Source organism: Novosphingobium sp. Leaf2 (genome assembly GCF_001421325.1).
Lineage (GTDB): Bacteria > Pseudomonadota > Alphaproteobacteria > Sphingomonadales > Sphingomonadaceae > Novosphingobium.
Map to the genome: position 1 here is coordinate 375,407 of NZ_LMJY01000001.1, position 16,517 is coordinate 391,923.

14 protein-coding genes are annotated in these 16,517 nt (G+C 65.5%); 9 read left to right on the forward strand and 5 right to left on the reverse strand.

All coding sequences use genetic code 11. The features are described from left to right. Positions 1-23: 23 nt before the first annotated feature. A complete protein-coding gene (locus tag ASE49_RS01900) occupies positions 24-2,339 on the reverse strand; it encodes a CDC48 family AAA ATPase (RefSeq protein WP_056768161.1) in 2,316 nt (771 codons plus the stop codon). A 496-nt stretch (positions 2,340-2,835) separates the two neighbouring features. Beyond that, positions 2,836-3,708 (reverse strand): LysR family transcriptional regulator, encoded by an 873-nt coding sequence (locus ASE49_RS01905; RefSeq protein WP_056768162.1) that lies wholly within the window; start codon positions 3,706-3,708, stop codon positions 2,836-2,838. A gap of 100 nt (positions 3,709-3,808) precedes the next feature. Between ASE49_RS01905 and ASE49_RS01910 the strand changes: the two genes are divergently transcribed. The 4 genes from ASE49_RS01910 to ASE49_RS01925 all read left to right on the forward strand — a co-directional run bounded on the left by ASE49_RS01910 (position 3,809) and on the right by ASE49_RS01925 (position 6,536). Further along, positions 3,809-4,516, forward strand: coding sequence for a CoA transferase subunit A (locus tag ASE49_RS01910; protein ID WP_056768165.1), 708 nt, complete (start codon positions 3,809-3,811; stop codon positions 4,514-4,516). After that, complete coding sequence (locus ASE49_RS01915) at positions 4,516-5,166, forward strand: CoA transferase subunit B (protein ID WP_056768166.1); 651 nt, start codon at positions 4,516-4,518, stop codon at positions 5,164-5,166. The genes ASE49_RS01910 and ASE49_RS01915 overlap by 1 nt, the downstream gene beginning before the upstream one ends. Before the next feature lie 73 nt (positions 5,167-5,239). Then, positions 5,240-5,926, forward strand: a complete 687-nt coding sequence (locus tag ASE49_RS01920; protein ID WP_056768167.1) for a glutathione S-transferase family protein — start codon at positions 5,240-5,242, stop codon at positions 5,924-5,926. Positions 5,927-5,990: 64 nt separating this feature from the next. Further along, a complete protein-coding gene (locus tag ASE49_RS01925) occupies positions 5,991-6,536 on the forward strand; it encodes a glutathione peroxidase (protein WP_056768168.1) in 546 nt (181 codons plus the stop codon). Between the two features lie 36 nt (positions 6,537-6,572). Here ASE49_RS01925 and ASE49_RS01930 read toward each other — a convergent pair whose 3' ends face one another. The 3 genes from ASE49_RS01930 to ASE49_RS01940 form a co-directional block, all read right to left on the reverse strand. Next, positions 6,573-7,424: a sulfurtransferase gene (locus ASE49_RS01930; RefSeq protein WP_056768169.1), complete on the reverse strand. Its 852-nt coding sequence runs from the start codon at positions 7,422-7,424 to the stop codon at positions 6,573-6,575. A gap of 170 nt (positions 7,425-7,594) precedes the next feature. Further along, on the reverse strand, positions 7,595-8,137 hold the full coding sequence (gene ppa / locus ASE49_RS01935; RefSeq protein WP_056768172.1) for an inorganic diphosphatase: 543 nt from the start codon (positions 8,135-8,137) through the stop codon (positions 7,595-7,597). Positions 8,138-8,297: 160 nt separating this feature from the next. After that, on the reverse strand, positions 8,298-10,238 hold the full coding sequence (locus ASE49_RS01940; RefSeq protein ID WP_056768174.1) for a M61 family metallopeptidase: 1,941 nt from the start codon (positions 10,236-10,238) through the stop codon (positions 8,298-8,300). 113 nt (positions 10,239-10,351) lie between these two features. Between ASE49_RS01940 and hisS the strand changes: the two genes are divergently transcribed. From hisS to lnt, 5 genes are all read left to right on the forward strand, one after another. Further along, entirely contained in the window at positions 10,352-11,596 is a 1,245-nt protein-coding gene (gene hisS, locus ASE49_RS01945; RefSeq protein ID WP_056768176.1) for a histidine--tRNA ligase, read from the forward strand. Continuing rightward, positions 11,593-12,663, forward strand: a complete 1,071-nt coding sequence (prfA, locus tag ASE49_RS01950) for a peptide chain release factor 1 (protein ID WP_056768178.1) — start codon at positions 11,593-11,595, stop codon at positions 12,661-12,663. Before hisS ends, prfA begins: the two co-directional genes overlap by 4 nt. Next, on the forward strand, positions 12,656-13,504 hold the full coding sequence (prmC, locus tag ASE49_RS01955) for a peptide chain release factor N(5)-glutamine methyltransferase (RefSeq protein ID WP_056768179.1): 849 nt from the start codon (positions 12,656-12,658) through the stop codon (positions 13,502-13,504). Before prfA ends, prmC begins: the two co-directional genes overlap by 8 nt. A 265-nt stretch (positions 13,505-13,769) precedes the next feature. Further along, positions 13,770-14,774, forward strand: coding sequence for a DUF4167 domain-containing protein (locus ASE49_RS01960; protein WP_056768180.1), 1,005 nt, complete (start codon positions 13,770-13,772; stop codon positions 14,772-14,774). A gap of 73 nt (positions 14,775-14,847) precedes the next feature. Beyond that, the gene (gene lnt, locus ASE49_RS01965) at positions 14,848-16,494 is read left to right on the forward strand and encodes an apolipoprotein N-acyltransferase (protein ID WP_056768183.1); all 1,647 of its coding nucleotides are present in this window, start codon (positions 14,848-14,850) and stop codon (positions 16,492-16,494) included. The last annotated feature ends 23 nt before the right edge of the window (positions 16,495-16,517 follow it).

Genomic DNA, 16,517 nt, shown 5'->3' on the forward strand with positions numbered 1-16,517 from the left:
ACCCGCCCCGTTCCCGAATGCCGTTATCCGCCGTGCTTACGCTCGCGGGTGCTTTCCACCATGCCAGGCGCGATGAAGCCGATGGGCGATATTTCCATCGCCCGCTTCTTCAGTTCGCCCTTCATCCGCTCATACTCGGCCTCCATCTCTTCGGTCACCGTGGCGCGGCTGTCGGCCAGCGCTTCGTCGAAGTCTTCGCGCGTCACCGAGTCTACCGCTGCGCCGCGCTTGCGGATGGCGATCAGGCCCGCGCGACGCACCACGTCTTCCAGATCGGCGCCGGTGAACCGCTCGGTGCGGTCAGCAATGCTGGACAGCGATACGTCCGGGGCCAGCGGCATCTTGCTGGTGTGAATGCCCAGGATATGTTCGCGGCCCGGCGCATCGGGGGTGCCGACATAGACAAGCTCATCAAACCGACCCGGGCGCAGCAGGGCGGGATCGACCAGCGCCGGGCGATTGGTGGCGCCGATCAGCACCACGGACTGCAGTTCTTCCATCCCGTCCATCTCGGCCAGAATGGTGTTCACCACCCGCGCCGTCACTTGCGGTTCACCCATGGAGCCGCCCATGCCGCGTGCTGGAACCAGACTGTCGATCTCGTCGATGAAGATCACGCACGGCGCCACCTGACGCGCGCGGGCAAACAGGCGGGCGATCTGCTGTTCGCTTTCGCCATACCATTTGCTGAGCAGGTCTGACGACTTGATCGAGATGAAGTTGGCTTCCGCTTCCTTCGCCACCGCCTTGGCCAGCAGGGTCTTGCCGGTGCCGGGAGGGCCATAGAGCAGGAAGCCCTTGGCGGGCCGGATGCCCAGCTTGTGGAAGGCTTCCGGCGTCTTGAGCGGCAGTTCGATGCCCTCCTTCAGCTTCATCTGCGCATCGCCGAGGCCGCCGATGTCGGCCCAGCCGATGTTGGGCACCTGCACCATGACTTCGCGCATGGCAGAGGGCTGGACGCGCTTGAGCGCGGCGAGGAAGTCTTCGCGCACGACCTGCAGGTCGTCCAGCACTTCGGCGGGGATTGTGCGCGCTTCCAGGTCCAGCTTTGGCATGATGCGCCGCACCGCGTCGATAGCGGCCTCGCGGGCCAGCGCGGCAAGGTCCGCGCCGACGAAACCGTGCGTGGTGCGGGCAAGCTCGTTCAGGTCCACCCGGTCACCCAGCGGCATACCGCGGGTGTGGATGCCCAGAATCTCGCGGCGACCGGTTTCGTCCGGCACGCCGATCACGATCTCGCGGTCGAACCGGCCGGGGCGGCGCAGCGCCTCGTCGATCGCGTCGGGCCGGTTGGTGGCGGCGATGACGACGACGTGGGCGCGGCTGTTCAGACCGTCCATCAGCGTAAGCAACTGCGCGACGAGGCGCTTTTCCGCTTCGCCGTGCACCTGATCGCGCTTGGGTGCGATCGAATCGATCTCGTCGATGAAGATGATCGCGGGCGCGGCCTTGGTCGCCTCCTCGAAGATTTCGCGCAGGTGCTTCTCGCTTTCCCCATACCCAGACCCCATGATTTCGGGGCCGTTAATGGAGAAGAAGCTGGCTTCGCTTTCGTTGGCGACCGCCTGGGCCAGCCGGGTCTTGCCGGTGCCCGGCGGGCCGTGCAACAGGACGCCCTTGGGGGGCGCCACGCCAAGGCGGGTGAAAAGTTCGGGATAGCGCAGCGGCAGTTCTACCATCTCGCGCAGCTGACGGATGGTTTCGCCCATGCCGCCCACGTCGTCGTAGTTGACGTCGCCGCGCGCATCGTGCGCTTCCTCGAACACCTCGCGCAGCTCGACTTCGGTGTTCTCGTCGATATGGACCACGCCGCGCGGGGTGGTGGACACCACGTTGAGGCGGATTTGCGTCAAAGCATAGGCGGGCGCGTTGAACATGCGGCGCAGCTGTGGCGGAATGTCCGCGACCTGCTGCTGCCCGGTGGTGGCGACCAGATCGCCCTGCATCATCGGACGCTGGAAGAAGTTGCGCTTCAGCGCAGCGGACGGGCCCTGCAGGCGCATGTCCTTTTGCGCCGGCGCGAATACCACCCGCTGAGCGGGGCGCGACTCGGTCTTGCGCACGGTCACGTGATCGCCGGACCCGACCTCGGCGTTGCCGCGCTGCAGCCCGTCAAGGCGGATCACCTGGAGGCTGTCGTCCTCGTCATACGCCAGCACCGCGCGCGCCACGGTGATCGCCTTGCCGGTGATTTCCAGCACGTCGCCTTCCAGCGCGCCGATGGCGGACAGGGACGCGCGCGACAGGCGGGCAATGCCTTGGCCGCTTTCTTCCTGGCGCGCGGCGGCGACCTGCAGCTTTACCGTGCGTTCGTCGGCCTTGGTGTCCGCTTCCGCCATGTGTTGCGTGTTCCCTTCTCTCGAACCAGTGCTTGGCCCCGTATTGCGGCGCGCCTGCCCTCCCGTGGGCGAAAGCGGCGTGCATCATCGGGCAGCGAGCGTCAGCTAGGTATCGCCCTGCGCGATTGCAAACGAACCACCGTTGCGCGGGTTGGTTCCGCCGGCACCGGCAGGCATTTGCGCCAAGGCCAGCAGGCGAAAAAAAGGCCCGGTCGTTGCCGACCGGGCTTTGGAAGTTTTGGGAGAGGATGCCTGAAAGGCCTGACCTGTATGTCGCGATCATCATCTGTGAGCAAGTGCAATATACTCAAGCTAATTGCAGAAAACTCAACTGGCAGAGTGGATTTGGATAAAATGTCGCTAAATCAGTAATTTTGTCGGGATATGCCAGTCGATTTCATAAAATCATCTACATCGTCGCGCCCGCAAAGTGTCCCGCCCAGATCGATCCTATTGCAGTGCACAATTTTGGCGCGCGATTAGGCAGCACCGCGAATCAGGGATCCAGCACCAGCCGGGCGGCCCGGTCGAACAGGTCGAGAATCACCGGATCACTCTCGCGGGTGCGGACGGCGGCTTCGAAATGGACGCGCTGCGTGGGCCGGGGCAGCACTTCGTGCAGCGTTCCGGCGGCCAGCTGCTGGCGCACCATCGTTTCGGGCAGCACGGCAGCTCCTTGTCCCCCTGCCACGATGGCGATCAGCGTACGCACATCATCGCAGGTGTGCAGCGCGCCGGGCGACAGTCCGTGTTCCGCCAGGGAGGCATGGGTGATGGCCGACAGGGGCGAATGCGCGGGCAGCGACCATACCGGCATCCGCTGCGCAAAGCCGCCTTGCCGGGCGGCCGGGGACCCTGCGCACCATACGAGTTCGACCGAGCCGATCGGCGCGGTCCGCATGCCGGGGCTCGCCACCGGGCCGGCCAGGAAAACGATGTCGTGCAGCCCGCCCAGCAATTGCTGGAGCAAGGGCGCGGTCAGGTCGATCTCGATTTCCATGGCGACGCCGGGACGCTCGCGCTCGATCGCGGTAATGAAGGCCGGCAGGCAGCTCGCCGCCGCGATCTCGCCGGACCCGATGCGCACCGATCCGGTGGCGCCGGCAAAGTCGCTGGCTTCGAGCAACACTTGTTCCAGCTGATGGTACAGCGGCGCGCTCGCCTGCACCAGCCGCCGTCCGCGCGCCGACAGGACCATGCGCCGGCCCTCACGCTGAAACAGCGGCACGCCCAGCTGCTCCTCTATTTCGCGCACCCGCGCTGACACGGCCGGCTGCGTGGTGTTGAGCCGCTGCGCTGCCGCCGCGAACGTTCCCAGTCGGTCTATCCACATGAGGGTTTCCAGATGGAACAGGGCGATGCGCTTCATTTGATCACCAATACTTATCACTATCCATAAAAAACAATCGCTATTCGTGATCAAATTCGCTGTCTAGCGTGCTGGCAACAACGGACGAGGATCGCCAGGCATGAACAAGATCTATCCCAGTGCGCAGGCGGCGCTGGACGGCGTGCTGAAAGATGGCCTGTTGATCGCCGCCGGGGGATTTGGCCTTTCCGGCATTCCCGAACGCCTGCTGGACGCGATCCGAGATTCCGGGGTGAAGGACCTGACCTTCGCCTCCAACAATGCCGGCATCGATAACGAAGGCATCGGCAAGCTGCTGCGCACCCGGCAGGTCCGCAAGATGATCTCGTCCTATGTGGGCGAGAACAAGGAGTTCGAGCGACAGTATCTTGCCGGCGAGCTGGAGGTGGAGTTCTGCCCCCAGGGCACGCTGGCTGAGCGGATGCGGGCCGGGGGCGCTGGGATTCCCGGCTTCTACACCAAAACCGGCGTGGGCACCCAGGTGGCCGAGGGCAAGGAAACCAAGGTGTTCCGGGGCGAGGAATACCTGCTGGAAGAAGGCATCTTCGCCGATCTGGCCATCGTCAAGGCGTGGAAGGCGGACGAGACCGGGAACGTGGTCTTCCGCAAGACGGCCCGCAACTTCAATGTGCCGGCTGCCACGTGCGGGAAAATCTGCGTGGTGGAAGTGGAGGAGATTGTGCCGACCGGAAGCCTCGATCCAGACGCCATCCACCTGCCCGGCGTCTTCGTTCAGCGCATTGTGCTGGGCGCGCCGTACGACAAGAAGATCGAATTCGTGACCACGCGCGCGCGGGAGGCCGTATAATGTCGCAGGAAACCAAAGGCTGGACCCGCAACGAAATGGCCGCGCGCGCGGCGAAGGAACTGCAGGACGGGTTCTACGTGAACCTGGGCATCGGCATCCCGACGCTGGTGGCAAACTACGTCCCAGCCGACATCACCGTCACGCTGCAAAGCGAAAACGGGATGCTGGGCATCGGCCCTTTTCCTTATCCGGAAGACGTGGACCCGGACCTTATCAACGCCGGCAAGCAGACGATCAGCGAACTGCCGCATTCTGCTTATTTCGATAGCGCCACCAGCTTCGGCATGATCCGGGGCGGGCATATCGACCTGACCGTGCTTGGTGCGATGGAAGTGGCGCAAAACGGCGACATCGCCAACTGGATGGTGCCCGGCAAGATGATCAAGGGCATGGGCGGGGCGATGGACCTTGTTGCCGGGGTCAAGAAGATCATCGTGGTGATGGAGCATACGTCCAAGAACGGCGATCCCAAGTTCATCCCGGAATGCACCCTGCCGCTGACGGGGCGCCACGTGGTGGACATGATCATCACCGACCTGGCCGTGTTCCAGCGGCGCGATCATGACAGCCCGTTCCGGTTAGTGGAACTGGCGCCGGGCGTCAGCGCCGACGAGGTGGCCGCCAAGACGACGGCGCACTACGTAAGCTGACCCGATTCTGGCGGGGGGCTCGCCAGCATCGGGGTCACAGGGTATCATCGGCGCATTGCGCGCCGGAGAGACCATGACGTACACGTTGATTACCGCAAACCGGAACTACTCCAGCTGGTCGCTGCGGCCCTGGGTGCTGATGAAAGCGCTTGGCATCGCCTTCGAAGACGAGCTGGAGCCGTTCGCCATGCCGGTGAACTACGATTCCTTCCGCAGCTTTTCGCCGACCGGCCAGGTGCCGGTGCTGATCGACGAGGCGCGCACGATCTGGGATTCGCTGGGCATCTGCCTGTATCTGGCCGATCGGCACGCCGGCATCTGGCCTTCGGACCATGACGCCCGCGCCTTTGCGCAAAGCGCGGTGTGCGAAATGCACGCCGGGTTCCCGAACCTGCGCGCGCGCTGCACGATGAACGTGGGCGTGCGGGTGCGTCCGCGTGAAATGGGCGGGCAGCTGCTGCGCGAGATATTCCGGCTGCGCGAATTGTTCGAGGACGGGCTTTCCCGCTTCGGCGGACCGTGGCTGGCCGGGCCATCTTTCAGCGCGATCGATGCGTTCTATGCGCCCGTGGCCTTTCGGGTGCGCACCTATGGCCTGGATGTGGGCCGCGGACACGCTTGGGTGGACACCATGCTGGCGCACCCCGCCATGCGGCAGTGGGAAGCCGAGGCGCTGGCCGAAACCTGGCGGGAGGACAGTCATGAGGCCGAACTCGCAGAGGCGGGAGAAATCGTCGCGGATTATCGCAATGGCGCGTGATGCCTTGCAGGTGCCATGCGCGGTATCCATAACCTGCGAGCACACAGCAACCGGAGTTTCCTGAATGACCGACCTTGCCACCATTCCGCTCAGCCGCATCGACGGTCAGCCCGACAGCCTGGCCCAGCACGCCGGCAAGGTGCTGCTGGTGGTCAACGTCGCGTCGAAGTGCGGCCTCACGCCGCAGTACGAAGGGCTTGAGGCGCTGTACAAGGAAAAGAAGGATGAGGGCTTCGAGGTGCTGGGCTTTCCGGCCAACGATTTCGGCGCGCAGGAGCCCGGCTCGCATGAGGAAATCGCCGAGTTCTGCTCGCTGAACTACGGCGTGTCCTTCCCGCTGTTCGCCAAGGCCGATGTTACCGGCGATACCAAGCAGCCGCTCTATGCCGCGCTGACGCAGGCCGCGCCAACCAAGCAGGGCGATGCGGAGGGCATGCGCAGCAAGCTGAAGGGCTATGGAATGACCCCTACCGAGGACCCCGAAGTGCTGTGGAACTTCGAAAAGTTCCTGATCGGGCGCGACGGGACGGTAGTGGCCCGCTTTGCACCGGGCACTGAGCCCAAGGATCCCGCGCTGGTAAGCGCGATCGAGGCCGAACTGGCCAAGTAAGCGACTGTATGTCCGTTACCGGCCCGGCTTGCGTATTCAGGCCGGGCCGGTCGCGACAGGCCGGCTGGGGTCGGTGATCCACGCGCTCCACGAGCCGGGATAAAGCTGGCCCGCCGGCAGCCCCGCCACCGCCATCGCCAAGGCGTTATGGCAGGCGCTGACGCCTGACCCGCATTGCAGGATCGCCGGTGCGCCTTTCAGCAGATTGGCGAAGGCTGCTGCTAATGTTTCAGGCGCCTGGAAGTGGCCGTCGCTGGTGAGGTTATCGCGGAACCAGCGGTTGCGCGCGCCGGGAATGTGGCCGGACACCGGATCGATGGCGTCTGGCCCGCCGGCAAAGCGCGCCGGGTCACGCGCGTCCAGCACTTGTGCCTGGGGGCTGGCGATATTGGCCAGGACCTGCTCGGTGCCGAGCGGCGCGGGCACGAGCGGATCGCCGGCTTCGAAGTCTCCGCTGGCGGTGGCGGCGGCCCGGCCCTTTTCCAGCGGCAGCCCGGCGGCTTGCCAGGCCTGCAGCCCGCCATCGAGCACCGCGACCGGCGCATGGCCCATCCAGCGCAGCAGCCACCAGGCCCGCGCAGCCCACAGGCCGCCGCTGGCATCGTAGGCCACCACTTGCTGGTCCTTGCGCAGTCCTTGCGCGCGCAGCCAGGCCGCCAATGCCACGCGCGCCGGCAAGGGATGGCGGCCATTCTCGCCATCGGGGGGAGAGGACAAGTCCTCCTCCAGATGCGCATAGCGGGCACCGGGGATATGGCCTTTGCCGTATGCCGCGATGCCGGCATCGGGCGCGCCCAGTTCAAAGGCGCAATCCAGCAACAGCACTGGGCCCCCGGTCGACAACAGGTGCCTGAGCGCATTGACGCTGATCAGCGTTTTGTAAACCATCGTCGTCGACACCGTATGTTACCCCTGACGCGGCTTTGTGTACGCACGAGCGATGGCAGCGCAAGGGCAGCCATCGGCAGGGACCGCGGTGCGACCACCAAAAAAAAGGGCCGGCAGTACGACTGCCGACCCTTTTGCATGGGCTGGATACATGTACCCGAAAAGGCTTTTTATCCGGCCTTTTCAGCTTCGTTGTAGCGGTCGATCGCTTCCAGGATGATGCGCTTGGCATCGTCTGCGCCGCCCCAAGTGCCGACGCGAACCCATTTTTCCTTTTCGAGGTCTTTGTAGTGGGTGAAGAAATGCTCGACCTGCTTGTAGACGATTTCGGGCAGATCGTCCTTTTCGGCCACGTTGGAATAGTATGGGAAGGTCGAATCGATCGGCACGCACAGCAGCTTTTCATCGCCGCCATGCTCGTCTTCCAGGTTGAGCACCGCGATCGGGCGCACGCGCACGACGCAGCCGGGAATGAAGGGCGAGCGGGCCACGACCAGCGCATCCAGCGGATCGCCGTCGGGCGACAGGGTGTGGGGCACGAAGCCGTAGTTGGCAGGATAGCGCATCGGCGTGTGCAGGATGCGATCGACGAACAGCGCGCCGGAAGCCTTGTCGAATTCATACTTCACCGGCTCACCGCCGACCGGGACTTCGATGATGACGTTCAGGCTTTCGGGCGGATTGTCGCCAATGGGGATCATGTCGATGCGCATAACGGTCCTTTTCTACGGCCTTAGTCTTTCGTGCCCCCCGGCACGTGCGCGCGGGCTTAGCGGCGGGCCAGTCGCGTCGCAACAGCCATTTTGGGCAGACAAACCACCGCGCCGCGCCGCTCACGGACCAGGTCCGGGCGGCCGCGGCGGGTAGGAAAGACTATTTCGCGCGCGCGGTCAGCAGGCGATCCAGGCCGTTCGGCTTGCCCGGCGTCGTGCTTTCCAGCCACGGATAGCGCAGGCCGCCGTGGTAATCGATGACGACGGTTTCATAGCGCTCGCCGCGCTTCACCAGCAGGCTGATCGGTGCTTTGCCTGTCTTGGCGGCGGTGATCGTATCCTTCATCACGTCTTCGTCGTAGGCGCGCCCATTGATCGCCACCACCTTGGCGCCGTTGACGATGCCCGCGTTGAAGGCGCGCCCATCCCACAAGGTGGACTTCACCTCGCCGTCCTTGCCTAGCACGATGCCCAGCGAATACGTCAGGTCGAGGACCTTGCGATCGTCGGTCACGCCCTTGGAATAGCTGTTGGGCTTGTCTTTCCACACCAACTTGTAGCCGGCCATCTCCACCCCCTTCATCGGGGCGGGCTGGTTGGTGGCGTAGATGCGGGTGCGCAGGAAACTGGCCCAGTCGTATGGGTAGACGCCGTTCAGCGTGTTCACCACATCGTCGAAGGTGTAGGTCACCTCGCCCCAGTCCCCGTCGCGGATGCCGAAGAACGCGCGGGCGAAATCGTCCAGCCCCTTGGCGCCGCGCGTGCCCTGGCGGATGATCTGGTCCGCTTCCAGCCAGGTCAGCGCGCCTTCGACGTAGTAGTCCTCGTTGCGGGTCAGCGAGCTGTAAGGCAGCGGCTTGCGCAAGTTGAGCTGCGGGGCGTTGACGGTGTCTTCCACCGACCGCCAGGCGCGGCCCGGCGTGCCTTCGGCGTAGGTTGCGACGGCGTTGGCGAACATTGCCATCACCGTGTCGCGCGTCTGGATGCCCGAGCGCGCGGCCAGCACATAGCCCCAGAACTGCGTCTGCCCTTCATAGACCCACAGCAGAGTGTTCTGCATCGGCTGCTGGTAATCGGGGGTCCACAAGTCAGCCGGGCGGCGGAACTTGCCGTTCCAGCTGTGGACGAATTCGTGCGGGATCACGTTGCGATCCCAGTCCATCTTGTCCCAGTCGATCCAGGTCTTGGGCTCCATCTGGTTTTCGCTGGAGCGGTGATGCTCAAGCCCGATGCCGCCCATGCGATCGGTCAGCGCCAGCAGGAAATCGTAATGATCGAAATGGCGCGCCCCGAAAGTGGTGAGCGCCTCGTTCACCAGGTTGCGATAGGTCTGCATGTGATCGGGGGTGATCGCCAGCAGGTTGGGCTCGTCCGCCACGACATCCATCGACACGCCTTTGCCCAGATCCCAGCGCTGCGCGTTGATGCCGGCAAACACGGGCGAATCGACCAGGCGTTCAAAGTCGATGGCGTTCCACGTCACCGCATCGCCGGCTTTCGCCATGCCATCCAGCGCGGTGTAGACGGTCCAGCCTTTGGGGAAGGTGACGGTAGGCTTCACCTGGATGCCGCGCGTGTAATAACCGGCGGGATACAGGCTCATCTTTTCCCACTGCAGGTTCAGCATTTCCTGCGTCATGGTGATTCGCCCCTCGCTGTTTTGCAGGGGCGAAGTGTGGACGAACTTTGCCGTGACCTGCCGGGTGCCCTCCGGCAGCACGAGGCGGAACGCGTTGACCGCAACGGTATCGCGCACCCACGCGATTTCCTTGCCATCGGCGTAGAAGTGAATGTCGGCCAGCGACGCGAACGGCCCGGTTTCCGAGTGGTTGCCCGGCAGCCAGCCGGCCTGCAGCAGGATCAGATCGCGGGTTCCGGCCGCCACCGGAATCGTTTCGGTAACCCGGTAGACGCCGCGATCGGTATCGCTGGCGTCGATCTTCAGGCCGATGGTGCCGGCATAGGGCACATCGCGCGCGGCGGGGATCGCCGGCGGCAGCGGGGGCGCCATGGGGGTTGAACGGGTTGCATCCTGGGCCAGCACCGAAGTGGACAGCAGCAGGGAGGTGAAGAGGGTCGCGCCCGCGATGAAGTGTTTCATTGCGCGATACTTTGCGCTTGTTGCCGCATTTGGCAACCATCCAATCGCATCCCGATGGCATTGATGTTGCGCTATACCTTTTCCCTTCCCACCATTCCGGCTAAGCGCGCGCGATGAACACTACCCCCCAGGCCATTCGCGGAACCCAGGACATCTTCGGCGCCGACGCCGAGGCATTCGCCCACGTCGTCGAGACGTTCGAGCGCGTGCGCAAGCTGTATCGCTTCCGCCGCGTGGAAATGCCGGTGTTCGAAAAGACCGCCGTGTTCTCCCGCTCGCTTGGGGAAACGACCGACGTGGTGTCCAAGGAGATGTATTCGTTCGAGGATCGCGGCGGCGAATCGCTGACGCTGCGGCCCGAATTCACCGCCGGCATCGCGCGGGCTTACCTTACGGACGGGTGGAAGCAGTACGCGCCGCTGAAAGTGGCCACCCACGGTCCGCTGTTTCGGTACGAGCGCCCCCAGAAGGGTCGCTACCGCCAGTTTCACCAGATCGACGCCGAAGTGATCGGCGCGGCGGAACCGCTGGCCGATGTGGAACTGCTGGTGATGGCCGACCAGCTGCTCAAGGAACTGGGCATCGCCGATGGCGTGACCTTGCAGCTCAACACCCTAGGCGATGCGGCCAGTCGCGATGCGTGGCGCGCCGCGCTGGTCGAGTATTTCCGTGACCACCGCGATTCGCTGAGCGAGGATTCTCAGGACCGGCTGGAGCGCAACCCCTTGCGCATCCTTGATTCCAAAGACCCGCGCGACAAGCCTTTCACCGCCGACGCCCCCAGGATCGACGATTTCCTGAGCGGCCAGGCGCAGGATTTCTTCGGCGCGGTGACGCAAGGACTGGCCGCCGCCTCGGTGGACTTCGTGCGTGCCCCGGCGCTGGTGCGTGGGCTGGACTATTATCGCCACACCGCGTTCGAATTCGTCACCGACCGGCTGGGCGCGCAAGGCACCGTGCTGGGCGGCGGCCGCTACGATGGGTTGATGGCAGCGCTGGGCGGGCCGGAAACCCCGGCAGTCGGCTGGGCAGCGGGCATCGAGCGGCTGGCGATGTTGGTGGCGGACGCGGGGCAAGTGACCGAGACACCACTCACTGCGATTCTGGCGGTGGAGGATGACGCCGCGCTCGGCTTTGCAATCAAAGCCGTCACCGCGCTGCGGCATCAGGGCATCGATTGCGAAATGATCGCCAGCGGCTCACCGCGCAAGCGCTTCGACAAGGCCGTCAAATCCGGGGCGCTGGTGCTCGTCTCGTTCGGCATGAAGGACGGCCTTCCCGCCGCCAACCTGCGCTCCGGGGAAACCAGCGCCGAGCGTTTGGCCGTGGAGCAGGTGCTGGTGTCCCTTCGCCCGTGAGCATTTCCGATGCCCGTCTGGGCCAGCTTGCACACCGGCTGGCCGAACTCGAAGCGCGCCTGGCCTCCGGCACGCTGGAGGGGGATGCGTTCGTCGCCGCCAGCCGCGACTATGCCGAGCTTGAGCCGGTGGCCCGCGCGGCGAGCCATGTCGCGTCGATGCGCGGCGAGCTGCAATCGCTGGTCGAATTGCAGGACCCGGACCCTGAAATGCGGGCGATGGCTGCCGAGGAAGCCGCCCGCCTCAAGGCCGAATTGCCCGAGGCGGAACGCCGCCTTGCGATCGCCATGCTGCCGCGCGATGCAGCCGACGTACGCCCCGCGATGCTGGAAATTCGCGCCGGCACCGGGGGCGACGAAGCCGCGCTGTTCGCGGCGGACCTGTATCGGATGTACGAACGCTACGCCGCCGAGCAGGGCTGGCGGGTGGAGATGGTCAGCGCCAACGCCAGCGATGTGGGCGGCTTCAAGGAAGTGGTGGCAAACGTCACCGGCTCTGGCGTGTTCGCCAAGCTGAAGTTCGAAAGTGGCGTCCACCGGGTGCAGCGCGTGCCGGTGACGGAAAGCGGGGGGCGCATCCACACCTCCGCCGCCACCGTGGCGGTGCTGCCCGAGCCGACCGAAGTGGACGTGCAGATCGAGGACAAGGACCTCAAGATCGACATCTACCGCGCGTCCGGCGCGGGCGGGCAGCACGTCAACACCACCGATTCGGCGGTGCGCATCACGCACTTGCCCTCCGGCCTGGTCGTCATCTGTCAGGACGAGCGCAGCCAGCACAAGAACAAGGCCAAGGCCATGCAGGTCCTGCGCGCGCGTCTGTACGAAAAGATGCGGGAAGAAGCGCATGGCGAGCAGGCCGAGGCGCGCAAGGCGATGGTCGGCTCGGGCGACCGTTCCGAACGCATCCGCACGTACAATTTCCCGCAAGGGCGAGTCACCGATCACCGCATCAACCTGACGCTGCACCGTCTGCCCGAGATTCTGGAAGGGCCGGGGCTTGCCGAGATGATCGATGCGCTGATCGCGGAGGACGAGGCCAAACGGCTGGCGGCGATGGATGGCTGAGGGGCGCCTGACGGTTGCCGAAGCGATCCGCACCGCCGCGCAGGATCTGGCCGCCACCAGCGACACCGCCCGCCTCGATGCCGAAGTGCTGATGGCCCATGCGCTGGGGGTCAGCCGCTCCGACCTGCTGCTGCGCTGGATGCGTGAACCCGCCCCCGATGCTTTCGCCGCGCTGGTGGCGCGCCGGGCCACGCACGAGCCGGTCGCCTACATCACCGGGAGGGCGGAGTTTTACGGGCTGGACCTGGCCGTCTCCCCCGCCGTACTGATCCCGCGCGGTGACAGCGAGACGCTGATCGATGCCGCCAGGACGGTGCTGGCCGACCGTGCGCCCACCACCATTCTCGACCTTGGCACCGGGTCCGGCGCGCTGCTGCTGGCGGCGCTTTCGGTATGGCCCGCTGCGCAAGGGCTGGGGATCGATCGGTCGGCGGCGGCGCTGGAGGTGGCGACCGGCAACGCGATGCGCCATGCGCCCGGCGCTGACATGCGGCGGGGAGACTGGACGCAGCCCGGCTGGGCTGACGGTCTGGGGCGGTTCGACCTCGTGCTGGCCAATCCGCCTTACGTGGAGGATGCTGCCGCGCTGGCCCCCTCGGTCCGCGCGTTCGAGCCTGCCGGGGCGCTGTTCGCCGGGCCGGACGGTCTGGACGATTACCGCATCCTCGTGCCGCTGCTGCCACGCCTGCTGACCCCCGGCGGCATCGCGGTGGTGGAGATCGGCCACACCCAGGCAGGGTCGGTCGTGGCCCTGGGTACCAGCGCTGGCCTTTCCGCGCAGGTCTTCCGCGATCTGGGCGGGCGGGACCGGGCCATCGTATTTTCCGGCATTAAGGTATAAAAAAGCCAAGTTTCCGCTTGGAATTTGGCGGCGCAATCCCTACTGACGTGTGTGAACCGGCATGTGGACGACGATTTTCCCACTCCTGGTTCGCCTCCACCATTTGCAGGCAGTCGCGGGATAACCGCTACGGCACACTGCAAAAGGGGAAACCCGCGGCAGCTCGGGGGGCGGTCGCGATCACGCTATGTACGGCATGCCGGTTTCGAGAGGACCGGCGATTGCCTGGGGCCGCAGGGCTCGGGGTTTTGAGGAAAGTCATCCCTTGAATAACAATCGTGGTAATAACCGCAGGCGTGGCCGCGGCACTAACAACCGCCCGCAGGGTGGTGGCCAGCAAGTCAACCGGATCGATAGCAGGGCGCGCGGCAATGCGCCGCAGATGCACGAAAAGTATCGCAAGCTGGCCCATGACGCGCACCTCAACGGCGACCGTGTGACGGAGGAATACAACCTCCAGTTCGCCGATCACTATTTCCGCGTGATGGCCGATCAGAAGCAGCGTCAGGAAGATGCGCGCCAGCCGCGCACGCCTGAGCAGCGCCAAGCAGACGACAACGAAGACTTCGCCTACTACGACGATCCTTACGGCGATCCTTCGCCGTCCTCGGCGAGCACGGCAAACCCGCAGTCCGATCAGCGCGACAATCGCGGTGATCGCGATCAGGGCCTGGATCGCAACCAGGGTCAGGATCGTAACCAGCGCCAGGATCGTGAGCCTCGGCAGGACCGCAATCAGCGGCAGGATCGGGAACCGCGTCAGGATCGCGAGCAGCGTTTCGAGCGTCAACCGCGCCAGGATCGCGAACCGCGCGTGGAGCGTGCGCCGACAAGCCAGCCTGCCGTGCAGGACGCGCTGGAGCCGCAGGAACTCGGTGCCGAGATCGCACCCGAGGTTGAAGCGACCACGCAGTACGAACCGCCGCAAAATCCGTTCGTGCGCGATAACCGCGCTGCACGCGGGCTGAAGCAGCGCAAGCCGCGCGGCGAACGGGCTGACGATTCGGTAGACGATGCCGCTTCCGCATCGGCGCCCGATACCGCCGACGAACCGCAAGCCAGCTTCGATGCGGCCATGCTGCCACCGTCGATTTCCACCCGCGCCCCGCGCAAGCGCGCCGAAAAAGCCGCGCTCGCGCGGCCGGCCCCCGAAGCTGCGGCTCCAGAGGCTTCGGAAACCCCGGCGGCTGAGGAAAAGCCGCGTCGCCGCCGCACTCGCAAGGCTGCGGGCGACGATACCGGCGCCGCGCCTGAAGCCGTGAACGGCTGAGCCTGACCTACTTTCCCCTGCGGCGCGCAAGGTCTCTTGCGTCCCGCAGGGCCGGGCTTACAAGCCTTGGGCGATGCAGTCACAGCGGCGCGCTTCGCCCATTCCCCCCCTTTCGATCACGGCCCTGAGCCCCGCAAGCGCAAGCCTGCGGGCGCTTCTGGCTGTTGCGGTCGGTGGCCTTGCCGCGTGCGGCTTCCAGCCGCTGGCGCTGTGGCCGCTGACGATCGTGGCCGTTGCGTGGCTGCTTGAACTGCTGTCACGCTCTGCCACTAGGCGGCAGGCGTTTGCGCTCGGCTGGTGCTTCGGGCTGGGGCATTTCACGGTGGGCGACAACTGGATCGCCACCGCGTTCACCTACCAGGCGCAGATGCCGGCGTGGCTGGGCATGATCGCGGTGGTACTGCTGTCGTTGTACCTTGCCTTGTTCCCCGCGCTGGCGACGCTGGCGGCGTGGTATCTCGTTCGGCCAGACCGGCGGGCGCATTTGCGCGGCTTTGCGGGCCTCATTCTGGCTCTTGCCGCGACATGGATCGTTACCGAGTGGCTGCGCGGCTGGCTGTTCACCGGCTTTGCCTGGAACCCTTTGGGGATCGCGTTGCTGGGCGGCTTTGGCAGCCGTGGCCTTGCCGTGCTGGCCCCGCTTGTCGGCACGTATGGGCTCTCGGGCGTGCTGGTTCTCATCGCCGGGCTGCCGGGTCTGGCAGCGCGACCGGCACGCGGCTGGATTGTGCCGGTGCTTGTCACCGTAGCGATGGCCGGCGCGCTGGCGCTGGCGATGTATGCGCCAGCACCGCCTGCGCAGGAAGGGGCGGTGCGTTATACGCTGGTGCAGCCTGACATTCGCCAGGAATTCATTGATGATCCGCGCAACTTCGAGCCCAACTTCCAGAAGCTGGCAATGCTCTCCCGGCCCCGCTCGCCGGGGGATCGCCGGGTGGTGTTCTGGCCCGAATCAGGGCTGGGAGACTTTCTGCGCGATGGTTATCCGACATATCTCTATCGCATCTACACCTACGCGGGCGACCCGGAGATCGCGCGCCGCCGCCTTGGCCGCGTGGTCGGGCCTTACGGTCTGCTGATGACCGGCGCGGTAGACATGGTGGTCGAGAACGGGGAGGAAGTTGCCGCGCGCAACTCGGTCACCGCGATCGACGGGAACGGCAGTATCCTTGCCGGATACTCCAAGGCGCACCTCGTGCCCTTCGGCGAATACCTGCCGCTGCGCTGGCTGCTGGGGCCGCTGGGCGCCAGCCGGCTGGTGGCCGGATCGCTCGATTTCCGTCCCGGCCCCGGCCCGCGCACGATCGATTTTGGACCATACGGCGCAGCCGGCGTGCAGATCTGCTACGAGATCGTGTTCAGCGGCCATGTCGTGGACCCGCTCCACCGCCCTGACTACATTTTCAATCCGTCCAACGATGGCTGGTTCGGGGCGTGGGGGCCACCGCAGCATCTGGCACAGGCGCGTCTGCGCGCGGTGGAGGAGGGGGTGCCGGTGCTGCGGGCCACCACGACCGGGATCAGCGCGGTGATCGATGCAGATGGCATCGTGCGGGCCTGGGTGCCGCGCCATCAGGCCGGCCGGCTCGACGGGTTCATCCCGCGCGCCCATCCGCCGACGCTGTTCGCCCGTTTCGGCAACATCTTGCCGCTGGGTCTGGCGGCTGTGCTGGCGCTGCTTGCCGTTTGCACGGTTGCGCTGCGCCGCCGGCGGGGCTAGACCGCGCCTTCACATAAAGCTTG

Coding starts and splice junctions, on each gene's coding strand:
- ASE49_RS01910 (WP_056768165.1), top strand. CDS start 3,809: ATGAACAAGATCTATCCCAGTGCGCAGGCGGCGCTGGACGGCGTGCTG.
- ASE49_RS01900 (WP_056768161.1), bottom strand. CDS start 2,339: ATGGCGGAAGCGGACACCAAGGCCGACGAACGCACGGTAAAGCTGCAG.
- lnt (WP_056768183.1), top strand. CDS start 14,848: ATGCAGTCACAGCGGCGCGCTTCGCCCATTCCCCCCCTTTCGATCACG.
- prmC (WP_056768179.1), top strand. CDS start 12,656: ATGGCTGAGGGGCGCCTGACGGTTGCCGAAGCGATCCGCACCGCCGCG.
- ASE49_RS01920 (WP_056768167.1), top strand. CDS start 5,240: ATGACGTACACGTTGATTACCGCAAACCGGAACTACTCCAGCTGGTCG.
- ASE49_RS01905 (WP_056768162.1), bottom strand. CDS start 3,708: ATGAAGCGCATCGCCCTGTTCCATCTGGAAACCCTCATGTGGATAGAC.
- ASE49_RS01925 (WP_056768168.1), top strand. CDS start 5,991: ATGACCGACCTTGCCACCATTCCGCTCAGCCGCATCGACGGTCAGCCC.
- ppa (WP_056768172.1), bottom strand. CDS start 8,137: ATGCGCATCGACATGATCCCCATTGGCGACAATCCGCCCGAAAGCCTG.
- hisS (WP_056768176.1), top strand. CDS start 10,352: ATGAACACTACCCCCCAGGCCATTCGCGGAACCCAGGACATCTTCGGC.
- ASE49_RS01940 (WP_056768174.1), bottom strand. CDS start 10,238: ATGAAACACTTCATCGCGGGCGCGACCCTCTTCACCTCCCTGCTGCTG.
- ASE49_RS01915 (WP_056768166.1), top strand. CDS start 4,516: ATGTCGCAGGAAACCAAAGGCTGGACCCGCAACGAAATGGCCGCGCGC.
- ASE49_RS01930 (WP_056768169.1), bottom strand. CDS start 7,424: ATGGTTTACAAAACGCTGATCAGCGTCAATGCGCTCAGGCACCTGTTG.